The organism is Pelomonas nitida, assembly GCF_043555975.1.
In the GTDB taxonomy this organism is placed as follows: domain Bacteria; phylum Pseudomonadota; class Gammaproteobacteria; order Burkholderiales; family Burkholderiaceae_C; genus Pelomonas; species Pelomonas nitida.
This window is the reverse complement of sequence record NZ_JBIGIA010000049.1, coordinates 1-546: the sequence shown is the minus strand read 5'-3', so window position 1 is coordinate 546 and position 546 is coordinate 1. Positions and strand designations below refer to the sequence as shown.

Here is a 546-nt window from a genome sequence, read left to right as displayed (position 1 = left end):
GCGTTTCGGCGTGGATGGCCTTGATGTGCACCAGCAGCGCGTCATCGCTGAGGTGGCGCCGCTGGGCCGGGCTGGCTCGGCGCACGAAGTGCTCGTGATACCCGGCCACGCTGACCTGCAAGACCCGGCACTGCACCGAGATCGGCCACACGTGCCGGTGACGCTGGATGAAGGCGTACTTCACTTCGCTGCCTTGGCGAAGTACGCCGTCGCTTTTCCCAGGATGTCGCGCTCCATCGTCACCCGCGCCAGCTCTGCGCGCAGCCGCGTGATCTCCATCTGCTCGGCGCTCACGGGCTTGCTGTCCGCCCCGCTGAGCTTGCCCTCGCGCTTGGCCTTGACCCAGTTGAACAGCGTCTGGTCAACCACGCCCAGCGTCCTGGCCGCCGCCGCAATGCTCTGACCGCCCTCGACCAGGCGCACGGCCTCCTGCTTGAACTCCATCGTGTAGCGCGCCCTCGGCGCCGCCTTCGGCTTCGTCATTCCCACTCTCCTTGCTTGCATTGAATCACTCAGCAAGGGAGACGGTTTTCGGGGGCAAGGTCA

The 546-nt window shown here is 66.1% G+C and carries 1 pseudogene; it reads right to left on the bottom strand.

Annotation, left to right across the window (positions count from 1 at the left end):
• Positions 1–483 (bottom strand): annotated as a pseudogene (locus ACG00X_RS24055) (transposase); the annotation flags it as partial.
• Between the last annotated feature and the right edge of the window lie 63 nt (positions 484–546).